A 10,053-nucleotide genomic window follows, 5' to 3' on the forward strand; every position below is an offset into this window, starting at 1 on the left:
CCCGGTTACGTGCATGGCACAGGCGTTGCAGTTGGCTGTCCGGCCGCGCGCATCTGTGCCGGTCGTGATACGGATACGCGCATTCCATGAGTTTGGTTGAGTTCATGTCCACCAACGACACCACCCTTCTGACGCCTACGGGCCGCAGCCGCGAGGCGGTGGTGGACGATTTCGCGCGCTCGGAACTGTTCGACCGCACCTTCCGCGAGGGGATGGAGCTGGTCGAGGAGACCGCCGCCTATCTGGACGGCGACGGGCGTCGGGAATCCAAGCTGCTGTCGCGCGCCGCCGCCCTGGCCTATGCGGGCGAGAGCATGAAGCTGACCACCCGCCTGATGCAGATCGCGTCCTGGCTGCTGGTGCAGCGGGCCGTGCGCGAAGGGGACATGTCGGCCCTGGCCGCCTGCGAGCCCCGCTACCGTCTGGCCGACCGGAAGGTCGAGGCCGAGCCGACGCACAGCGACCTGCCGATCGCCCTGATCGAGTATCTGGTCCGCTCCGAGCGTCTGTACGACCGGGTCCTGCACCTGGACCGCAAGATGTATCTGGATGCGCCCGAGGAAGAGGCGGTCAATCCCGTCCAGAGCCAACTGGACCGGCTGGCCGCGGCCTTCCGCCAGTGAAGGGCGCCCGGCGCCTGCTGATCGCCCTGGGCGGGGCGGTTCTGGTGCTCGCCCTGTTGGCCGGGGCGGTGGTCTGGAGCGGGCGATCCCTCGTCATCATCGACAATCGCGGGGACGCGGCGCTGACGGTCGAGGTCAGCGCCACCCGGGCGGGCGACTTCGCCTGGTCCGGCGAACTGAAGGGCGGGCAGCGGCTGTTCCGGCTGGCGACCTTCAGGGGCGACGGCGCGGTGCGCGCCGTTTGCCGTGACGGGGAGGGGGTCTACCGGGCGACCGGCGGACATGTCTCCGCCGGCCGGCCGCACCGGGTCGATGTGGTGATCTCGGGCTGCGCCGCCATGCGGATCGACGCCGACCGTCTTCCCTGAAAACCCCGGGCCTTACGGCCCGACGTCGTTGGCGTCGCGACCGCGGCCGTCATCGACCGGACGCGGCAGGCTGACGCCGATGCCCAGGGCTTCCGCCAGCTTGGCGTCCCGCTCGTAGACATCCTCGCGGAAGGCCACGCGGCCCTGGCCGTCGACGAAGGCGGTCCAGTACAGCAGGCGCACGCCAATCTCACGGCCGACCTGGATGCGCTTGGTCTCGCGCGTGTCCTGGGCGGTGTCGAACTGGGACAGGAGTGCGGGGTCCGGCGACAGCAGCAGGCGGGCGAAGTCGACCGCGTTCTGGACCCGCACGCAGCCGTGGCTGCGCTGGCGCATGGCCAGGTTGAACGCCGCCTTGGACGGCGTGTCGTGCAGGAAGATGGCGTAGCTGTCGCGCAGCTCGAACTTCACGTAGCCGAGGGCGGCCGTCGGGCCGGCGCGCTGGATGACCGTGCCGTTCTGGACGTACATGTTCTGGCTGGCCAGATAGGCCGGGCCGCGCGGGAGGATCTCGTTCCGGGCGATGCCGGCCGGGACGTACCAGGGCGGATTGGCCACCACGGAGGCGAACGGCTTCTCGAGGCTGGGGGTCTGGGTCGCGGCCGCGCCGACGACGACCCGGTTCGAGTGAACCGGACGACCGTCCTTCCAGTAGACCATGATGGCGGCGGCGGTGTTGACCTCGATCCGCTCGGGCTGGAGGTCGCGCTTCAGCCAGCGGCGGCGTTCCAGGTTCAGGGCGATCTGGCGGGCCCGGTCCTCGGCGGAGGCCGAGAGCGAGCGCTGGGTGCCGGTGCCGATGCGGCCGTCGGACACCAGGCCGTGGCGGGCCTGGAAGCTGCGGACGCCGGTCTGCAGGTCAGGGCCGTAAACCGTGCCCATGGCGGCGATCCGGGCGCCGTCGGCGGCCGACAGGTCGCCTTCGGCCACCAGACGCTGGATGATGACCGGGATGCGCGGGTCGCTGGCCCCCGGCTCGATGTTGGCGCCGACGCGGAAAGCGGGCCAGCCGCCGTTGTTGTCGCGGATCAGGCGGCGGTAGCGGACATAGCCGGCCGAGAGGTTGGAATAGCCGATGTCGGTCGGGGCCAGACCCTCGAACCAGTCGAGCAGGCGGTTGGTGGCCAGGGCGTCGTTCAGGCCGGCGGGCAGGTCGACGCGATTCTTCTGCATCTCCCACAGGTCCTCGACCGTCTCGGGACGGACGCGGCCCTCGGCGAGGACGCGGGCATAGGTCATGGCCGCGGCGGTGGTCTTCATCTCCCCGCCCGCGCGGTCGGCGGCCAGGGCGGGGAAGTCGAAGAAGTCGCCCTGCGACAGGCCGTGGCGCTCGGCGCGCGCGGCCGAGGATTGCAGGGTGCGGACGCGATCGGCGGTCCACACCGGACGCCAGCCGTTCATCTCGTAAAAGGTGCGGACGTCCGGCTGCAGCGTCGCGGGCAGGCGCGCCAGCTGGTCGTTGAAGCTGTCGTAGAAGGCGACCGCGCCGGGATCACGGGTCTGCGCCAGCGCCGTTGCGCCGAACGAGGACGCCAGGGCCGAAACCGCCGCGCCCAGACCCAATTGCCGTCGATTCATCACGTCGCTCTTCGTCCGTTCCGTCGCACGGACACAGCGCCCACGCCCCGAAAGCCAACGCGGCGACCTTATCGACGTTCCGGAAAAACAGAAAGGCGCCGGTCCCGGGGACCGACGCCTTCTTTTCGTCTTGCCGAAGCGGTGTGGCTGGAAAGCCAGACCTTACTTCTTCATGAAGCCGGCGAACTTGTTGTTGAAGCGCGAAACGCGGCCGCCGCGGTCCAGCATCGCCTGGTTGCCGCCGGTCCAGGCCGGGTGGGTGGTCGGATCGATGTCCAGGTTCAGGGTCGCGCCCTCTTTCCCGTAGGTCGAACGGGTCTGGTACGAGGTGCCATCGGTCATCACGACAGTGATGAAGTGGTAGTCGGGGTGCGTGTCCGCTTTCATGGTCGTCGTCCGGTCTCTGCGCGATGACGATGCCGACCGTCTGTGCGCGTAAAATGAGAAACCCGCCGAAAGCCCGGCGGGAGTGAGCGGCGGCGTTTACACCGGGGGGCGTTCCGGGGCAAGAGCGCCGCATGACCGACGTGAACGCCCCTCTCAGTGACGCCGCCGACTTGCGCGGACGCCCCGGCGCGGGCGCCCAGCTGGCCGAGCAGATGGCCGAGGCCGGGGATCGCCGCGAAAAACGCCGGGATGTCCGCCCCCTGGCCCGTCTGCTGCCCTATGCGCTGCGGCACAAGGGGCATCTGGCTCTGGCCGGGTTCTGGCTGATCCTGTCGACGGTTTCGTCGCTGAGCCTGACCGCCGCGGCGCGCGGGGCCATCGACCACGGATTCGAGAACGGCGGCGCCCATCTGAACCTGTGGTTCCTGATGCTGGGCGGAAACGCCCTGTTCCTCGGCATCGCGACGGCGGTTCGCTATTTCTATGTCACCAAGACCGGCGAGCGGGTCGTGGCCGACCTGCGCAAGGGGCTGTTCGACCGCATCCTGACGCTGGACCCGGCCTTCTATGCGCGCATCCGCACCGGGGAGGTGCTGAGCCGCCTGACCACGGACATCGCCCTGGTCGAGACCCTGATGACGACCTCGGTGTCGTTCGCCCTGCGCAACTTCCTGACCCTGATCGGCGGGATCATCCTGCTGTTCGTGGTCAGCCCCAAGCTGACCGGGCTGGTGCTGCTGGTGGTGCCGCTGCTGCTGGGGCCGATCTTCCTGTTTGGCCGCCGGGTGCGGAAGCTGACGGTGGCGACCCAGGACCGGTTCGCCGGCGCCGTGGGCTTCGCCGGCGAGAGCGTGGACGCCATCGAGACGGTGCAGGCCTTCGGCCGGGTCGGCGGGGCGGTGGCCCGGTTCGGCGCGGCGGTCGAGGACGCCTTCAGCGCCTCCCTGACCCGGATGCGGGCCCGGGCCCTGATGACCGCCATGATCATCGTGGTGATGTTCGGCGGCGTGACCCTGGTGCTGTGGCTGGGCGCGCAGGATGTGATCTCGGGCCGGATGAGCCCGGGGGCGCTGCTGCAGTTCGTGCTGCTGTCGGTGTTCGCGGCGGGCGCCGTAGGGGCGCTCGGCGAGAGCTGGGGCGACGTCCAGAAGGCCGCGGGCGCCATGGAGCGGATCGATGAGCTTATGCGGGCGCAGGCGGCGATCGCCGCGCCGGAGCAGCCCAAGGCCCTGCCGCAGCCGCCGGTCGGCGAGGTGTCGATGTCGGCGGTGGAGTTCGCCTATCCGGGCCGTCCGGACCTGCCGGCGCTCAAGGGCTTCAGCCTGACCGTGCGGCCGGGTGAGACGGTGGCCCTGGTCGGGCCGTCGGGGGCGGGCAAGTCGACCGTCTTCCGCCTGCTGCTACGCTTCTACGATCCGCAGGGCGGCGTGGTGAGCGTGGACGGGGTGGACGTGCGCGATGCCGATCCGACCGAGGTCCGCAACCGCTTCGCCTGGGTCTCGCAGGAGGCGCCGCTGTTCTCGGGTTCCGCCAGTGAAAACATTCGCTTCGGCCGCGAAGCTGCGACCGATGAGGAAGTTCGCGCGGCCGCCGAGGAGGCGCAGGCCCTGGGCTTCATCGAGGCCCTGCCGGAACAGTTCGCGACCCCGCTGGGCGAGCGCGGCAAGAGCCTGTCGGGCGGCCAGCGGCAACGTCTGGCCATTGCGCGGGCGCTGGTGCGCGAGGCGCCGATCCTGCTGCTGGACGAGGCCACCTCGGCGCTGGACGCCGAGAGCGAGCGTCTGGTGCAGGCGGCGCTGGATCAGGCGATGGAGACGCGGACGACTCTGGTCATCGCCCACCGTCTGGCCACCGTCCTGCGCGCCGACCGCATCGTGGTGATGGAGGACGGCAAGGTGGTCGAGGAGGGCACGCACGCCGCCCTGATCGCCAAGGGCGGCCTGTACGCCCATCTGGCCGAACTGCAGTTCAAGGGCGGCTGAGGCGAAAAGTGCACTCCGAAAAAAATGGAGTGCACATTGTGCACTTTTTCCCGTGAGACGGGGTGTGGTGCACGTGCTCAACCCCCGCGTCGCTGTCTGATTTCAAAGACCCAACGGCGTGAAGTCTGGCACGCCGATGCGTCAGAAATGGACGTATGGCGCTTGTCATCCCGGCCGAAGCGAAGCGGAGAGCCGGGGACGGCGACGGGGCGATCCGGGCTCAGCCCTGCTCCCGGATAATTGCTGCGCGATTTCCGGGGGGGCGGGAAGAAGATCGGGCGTCCCGGATAGCGCCTACGGCGCTTCCGGGATGGCAAGAGAGCGGGGCGCGGGCGCGCCCTGTCCGCGATGGGGCGGTTCAGGTGGTTGCGGCGGTCTTCTTGCGGCGCAGGAAGATCACGATGGAGAAGCCCACCTCGACGGCGCCGATGATCAGGGCCACGTTGACGGGAAGGGTGACGATCCGCAGGGCCGCGAGGGCGCCCGTGATCGCCAGGGCGCCGCCGAGGATCCAGTAGATCGCGGCGCCGTAGACTGTGCGGAAGACGAAGTAGCGGACGCCGATGGCGACGGCCATGGCCGGGAAGGCCAGTTCGGGCGCCACGCGCAGGAAGCACCAGGCGAGGAACAGGCCGGCGAACAGGACGAAGGTGCTCTCAAGCGCCAGGCGTTCGAGCGGATTGCCCCGCGCCGCCTTGGGCGCCCGGAAGACCAGCCGCGAAATGAGCAGCGAGGCGGGGAAGATCAGGATGCCGCCGACGAACAGCGCGGTGAAGCCGGTCGCCAGGTCATGATGCGCCCACACCCCGCCGGCGATGAGCCAGACAAGGCCGGAGACAAGGACACCCGGCGCGCCCCGTACGTGGGCGGCGGCCATGTCCTGCTGTGCGGCTGTGATCTGCATTGTCCCTGAATCCCCCCTTTTGCTCCGAGACCTATCACGGCGAGGCCTGATGTGAAGCTTCGCGGATTTCGGCGACGCCTCAGGCCGTCAGGGCCGGATCGAGGAATTTCAGGTTCTCCGCCCGCACCTGCGCCGACGCCTCATCGTAGAGGAAGGGCAGGAAGGCGAAGCGTTCGCCGCGGGTGACCGGGGTCGCCTCGTGCAGGATCGAACAGGAGAAGACGCAGGCGCCGCCGGGCGGCGGGCGGTAGGTGCGGTCGCCGAACTCGGGGAAGCGCAGGTCGCCGCCGTCGTAGTCGCTGTTCAGATTGATCGAGACGGCGAAGCGGCGGTGGGCGGTGCCCTTGGTGGTGTTGTCCCGGTGCGGGCGGAAGAAGCCGCCGGTCTCGGCGTCATAGCGGGCGACCAGATAGCGCTCGATGCGTGTCGGCTTGAAATTGAACGCCTTTTCGATCTGGGGGACCAGCCGGCGGGTCAGGCGGGCGACAACCTGCTTCTGAAGCGGGTCGTCCTCGATGATAACGTCCGAGCGGCGCTTGTGCTGGTCGTTCATCATCAGGGTGGTGACGCCGTCGACCTCGCGCATGAAGCCGGACGGCTCGCCGCCGGTCTGGCGATACAGGTCGATCAGGCGCTCGCAGAAGCCGGGCTCGAAGATGCGGGGGGTGACCAGCACCGGCGCCATGGCCGGGAAGCCGCCGTGTTGGGCAGGCGGGGGCAGGGCGGCGACGCGGGCGATCAGGGCGGCGGCGCCCTCGGCGCCGACCGCGCCCATGATGTGCAGGGCCGGGTCGATCAGGAACCAGCGCTCGGTCTGTGCGGCCTCGTAGCGCGCGGCGGCGGCGCCGTCAGGGTCGAACAGGAAGCGCAGGCCGGGCAGGCTGTCCTGACGGCTGTCGCGGGCCTCGTCGGGGCCGACGACCATGACGAAGGCGCTGGCGTGCTGGTCGTTGAAGGGGGCGCGACCGGCCTCGATGGTCGCCAGGGCGCGCTCGACGGCCGGGCCCGCGGGCACGACGGCCAGCACCAGATACCGCCCGGCGGCGGTGTCGAAGACGTAGCGCGGATTGCTGACGCCCTGGACGGAGAAGGTGGGTGCGGAGTCGCCGAACATCAGGGCCATGCCGTCACGATGCGCGGCATGGCCGTTTGAATTCAAGTCTTGAGGGTCAGCCCGCGGGCTGGAACACGCCACACGCGACCCGGGCGCCGGCGCCGCCGATGGGTTGGCTGACGTAGTCGTCGGGGTTGGCGTGGACGACGAAGGACAGGCCGTCGCCGTCGACGTAGTGCTCCTCGTGGGCGTCGAGCCCGGCCCAGGCGAGGTAGACGTCGGCGTTGGCCGTGCCGTCGGCGTGGGCGAAGACGTTCTGCAGGTCGCCCAGATCGGGGCCGCCCTCATCGTTGAGCAGGCCGTGCGGACGGGCGCCTTGGGCGTGGTTCACATGGCCGCCGGCCGAGGTGAAGCCCGGCGCCTCGCACGAGCCGACCGCGTGCAGGTGGACGGCGTGCCAGCCGGGCGTCCAGCCCTTACCCTCGACCCGGAAGATCATCCCCATCGGGCCCTCGAAGCCCCGGACCACGCCCGCGTCGGCGCCGTCGGGCGTCTTCAGGGCGGCGGTGACGACGGGCTGCGGCGGGGCGGCGGACGGGGCGGCCGGAGCGGGCGCCGCGGACTGCGCGAACGCTCCGGAAGCGCCCATCATCAGCGGGGCGGCGAGGACGGCGGCGAGGAGGCGCTGGCGCATGGTCGAAAATCCCTGTGTACAAGCCTGAAAGCCGGGCGTTCGTTTTGCTTAAGAACGCCCCGGATGCTAGAAAACCGGATAGCGGATCACGTTCCGATTCCGGCCATTTAAAGCCTGATTTCCTTGACCGACGACACCTACGACAACGCCGCAGCCCCGGCGGGCGGCGACATCTCCACCATTACCATCGAAGACGAGCTGCGCCGCTCGTACCTCGACTACGCCATGAGCGTGATCGTGAGCCGGGCGCTGCCGGACGCGCGCGACGGCCTGAAGCCGGTGCACCGCCGCATCCTGTACTCGATGCACGACCTGAAGATGTCGCCCGAGCGGGCGTATTCGAAGTGCGCGCGCGTGGTCGGTGACGTGCTGGGTCGCTTCCACCCGCACGGCGACGCCTCGGTCTATATGGCGCTGGTGCGCATGGCGCAGCCGTTCTCGATGGGGCTGATGCTGGTCGACGGCCAGGGCAATTTCGGCTCGGTCGACGGCGATATGCCGGCCTCGATGCGTTACACCGAGGCCCGGATGGCCCCGGCCGCCGTGGCCCTGCTGGCCGACATCGACAAGGACACGGTCGATTTCCAGCCGAACTACGACGAGAAGGAGCTGGAGCCGGTCGTCCTGCCGTCCCGGATCCCGAACCTGCTGGTCAACGGCGCGGGCGGCATCGCCGTCGGCATGGCGACCAACATTCCCCCGCATAACCTCGGCGAGGTGATCGACGCGGCGGTGGCCCTGCTGGACGAGCCGAACATCTCGGACGAGACCCTGCTGGACATCGTGCCGGGCCCGGACTTCCCTACCGGCGGCGAGATCATGGGCCGCACGGCTCCGCGCAACGCCCTGCGTGACGGCCGCGGCTCGGTCATCGTGCGCGGCAAGGCGTCGATCGAGACGATCCGCAAGGATCGCGAGGCGATCATCGTCACCGAACTGCCCTATCAGGTGAACAAGCAGACCCTGATCGAGCGCATCGTCGAACTGGTCCGCGAGAAGCGCATCGAGGGCATCGCCGACGTCCGCGACGAGTCCGACCGCGACGGCATGCGGATGGTGGTAGAGCTGAAGCGCGACGCCTCGGGCGACGTGGTCCTGAACCAGCTGTGGCGCTACACGGCCATGCAGTCGTCGTTCGGCGTCAACATGCTGGCGCTGAACCACGGCCGTCCCGAGCAGATGGGCCTGCGCCAGCTGCTGGAAGCCTTCCTGGAGTTCCGGGAAGAGGTCATCGTCCGCCGCACCAAGTATGAACTGGGCAAGGCCCGCGACCGCGGCCACGTCCTGGTCGGTCTGGCCGTTGCCGTGGCCAATATCGACGAGGTGATCCACATCATCCGCTCGTCGGCCGATCCGACCGAGGCGCGCGAGCGTCTGCAGGCCAAGAGCTGGCCGGTGGGCGACATGATCGCCCTGGTCGAGCTGATCGCCGACCCGCGCTCGATGCTGGTGGACGGCGACAAGCTGAACCTGACCGACGAGCAGGCCCGCGCCATCCTGGCCCTGACCCTGTCGCGTCTGACCGGCCTGGGCCGTGACGACATCTTCGGCGAGGCCCGTGAACTGGCCGGGACCATCCAGGAACACCTGACCCTGCTGTCGGACCGCGCCAACATCCTGGCCGTGGTCCGCGCCGACCTGATCGCCGTGAAGGACGAGTTCGCCGTGCCGCGTCGCACCCTGATCGGGGAAGGCGACGGGGAGATGGAGGACGAGGACCTGATCCCGCGCGAGGACATGGTCGTGACCGTGACCCACGGCGGCTATGTGAAGCGCGTGGCGCTGAACGCCTACCGGACCCAGCACCGCGGCGGGAAGGGCCGCAGCGGCGTGGCGATGAAGGAAGACGACGCCGTGGTCGGCGTCTTCTCGGCCTCGACCCATACGCCGGTGCTGTTCTTCGCCACCAACGGCAAGGCCTACAAGCTGAAGACCTGGCGTCTGCCGCTGGGCAATCCGCAGTCGCGCGGCAAGGCCTTCGTGAACCTGCTGCCGATCGAGCCGGGCGACAGCATCATGAACGTGCTGCCCCTGCCGGAGAACGAGGCGGAGTGGGGCGACTACGACATCATGTTCGCGACCAGCTCGGGCGACGTGCGCCGGAACAAGCTGTCGGACTTCGCCACGGTGAATCGCGCCGGCAAGATCGCGATGAAGCTGGAAGACAATGACCGCATGGTTGGTGTCGCCCTGTGCACCGCCGAGGACGACGTCATGCTGACGACGGCGCTGGGCCGGGCGATCCGCTTCAAGGCCGACGACGTGCGGGTGTTCAAGGGGCGGGATTCGACCGGCGTCCGGGGCGTGCGCCTGCAGGACGGGGACGAGGTCATCTCGATGGCCGTGCTGGGCCGCGTGGACGCCACGCCGGAAGAGCGCGCCGCCTACGTCAAGCACGCCAACGCCATGCGCAAGGCGCTGGCGGGCGCGGATGCGGAAGAGGACGCGGCCCCGGCCGAGGCC

General features: G+C 69.5%; 9 protein-coding genes. 4 read left to right on the forward strand and 5 right to left on the reverse strand.

Annotated elements, in window-relative coordinates; all coding sequences use genetic code 11:
- The first annotated feature begins 104 nt into the window (after nt 1-104).
- Together VGE03_RS04960 and VGE03_RS04965 are read left to right on the forward strand one after the other, a co-directional pair.
- Nucleotides 105-623 (forward strand): DUF1465 family protein, encoded by a 519-nt coding sequence (locus tag VGE03_RS04960; RefSeq protein WP_331045369.1) that lies wholly within the window; start codon nt 105-107, stop codon nt 621-623.
- The gene (locus VGE03_RS04965; RefSeq protein WP_331045358.1) at nt 620-991 is read left to right on the forward strand and encodes a hypothetical protein; all 372 of its coding nucleotides are present in this window, start codon (nt 620-622) and stop codon (nt 989-991) included. Before VGE03_RS04960 ends, VGE03_RS04965 begins: the two co-directional genes overlap by 4 nt.
- Before the next feature lie 12 nt (nt 992-1,003).
- Here the strand turns inward: VGE03_RS04965 and VGE03_RS04970 are convergent, their stop codons facing one another.
- Both VGE03_RS04970 and rpmE read right to left on the reverse strand, forming a co-directional pair.
- The gene (locus VGE03_RS04970; RefSeq protein WP_331045359.1) at nt 1,004-2,569 is read right to left on the reverse strand and encodes a L,D-transpeptidase family protein; all 1,566 of its coding nucleotides are present in this window, start codon (nt 2,567-2,569) and stop codon (nt 1,004-1,006) included.
- Nucleotides 2,570-2,731: 162 nt separating this feature from the next.
- Nucleotides 2,732-2,956, reverse strand: coding sequence for a 50S ribosomal protein L31 (rpmE, locus tag VGE03_RS04975; protein ID WP_331045360.1), 225 nt, complete (start codon nt 2,954-2,956; stop codon nt 2,732-2,734).
- A 131-nt stretch (nt 2,957-3,087) separates the two neighbouring features.
- Here rpmE and VGE03_RS04980 point away from each other — a divergent pair, with 131 nt between their 5' ends.
- Nucleotides 3,088-4,938: an ABC transporter transmembrane domain-containing protein gene (locus VGE03_RS04980; protein WP_331045361.1), complete on the forward strand. Its 1,851-nt coding sequence runs from the start codon at nt 3,088-3,090 to the stop codon at nt 4,936-4,938.
- A 358-nt stretch (nt 4,939-5,296) separates the two neighbouring features.
- On the opposite strand, the gene VGE03_RS04985 is transcribed toward VGE03_RS04980, so the two are convergent.
- From VGE03_RS04985 to VGE03_RS04995, 3 genes are all read right to left on the reverse strand, one after another.
- Nucleotides 5,297-5,842: a DUF7010 family protein gene (locus tag VGE03_RS04985; RefSeq protein WP_331045362.1), complete on the reverse strand. Its 546-nt coding sequence runs from the start codon at nt 5,840-5,842 to the stop codon at nt 5,297-5,299.
- Between the two features lie 79 nt (nt 5,843-5,921).
- Nucleotides 5,922-6,965: a 2OG-Fe(II) oxygenase gene (locus tag VGE03_RS04990; RefSeq protein ID WP_331045363.1), complete on the reverse strand. Its 1,044-nt coding sequence runs from the start codon at nt 6,963-6,965 to the stop codon at nt 5,922-5,924.
- Nucleotides 6,966-7,011: 46 nt separating this feature from the next.
- Complete coding sequence (locus VGE03_RS04995) at nt 7,012-7,548, reverse strand: superoxide dismutase family protein (RefSeq protein ID WP_414644889.1); 537 nt, start codon at nt 7,546-7,548, stop codon at nt 7,012-7,014.
- A gap of 165 nt (nt 7,549-7,713) precedes the next feature.
- Here VGE03_RS04995 and gyrA point away from each other — a divergent pair.
- Nucleotides 7,714-10,053 (forward strand): DNA gyrase subunit A (gyrA, locus tag VGE03_RS05000; RefSeq protein WP_331045365.1); only part of this gene is annotated, 2,340 nt, incomplete at its 3' end.

The sequence above is a fragment of the Brevundimonas sp. genome, assembly GCF_036400995.1.
GTDB lineage: Bacteria > Pseudomonadota > Alphaproteobacteria > Caulobacterales > Caulobacteraceae > Brevundimonas.

What these genes read in the sequence shown, in the direction of transcription:
- VGE03_RS04960 (WP_331045369.1), top strand. Translation starts at nt 105, where the DNA reads ATGTCCACCAACGACACCACCCTTCTGACGCCTACGGGCCGCAGCCGC.
- VGE03_RS04970 (WP_331045359.1), bottom strand. Translation starts at nt 2,569, where the DNA reads ATGAATCGACGGCAATTGGGTCTGGGCGCGGCGGTTTCGGCCCTGGCG.
- rpmE (WP_331045360.1), bottom strand. Translation starts at nt 2,956, where the DNA reads ATGAAAGCGGACACGCACCCCGACTACCACTTCATCACTGTCGTGATG.
- VGE03_RS04980 (WP_331045361.1), top strand. Translation starts at nt 3,088, where the DNA reads ATGACCGACGTGAACGCCCCTCTCAGTGACGCCGCCGACTTGCGCGGA.
- VGE03_RS04985 (WP_331045362.1), bottom strand. Translation starts at nt 5,842, where the DNA reads ATGCAGATCACAGCCGCACAGCAGGACATGGCCGCCGCCCACGTACGG.
- VGE03_RS04990 (WP_331045363.1), bottom strand. Translation starts at nt 6,965, where the DNA reads ATGGCCCTGATGTTCGGCGACTCCGCACCCACCTTCTCCGTCCAGGGC.
- VGE03_RS04995 (WP_414644889.1), bottom strand. Translation starts at nt 7,548, where the DNA reads ATGATGGGCGCTTCCGGAGCGTTCGCGCAGTCCGCGGCGCCCGCTCCG.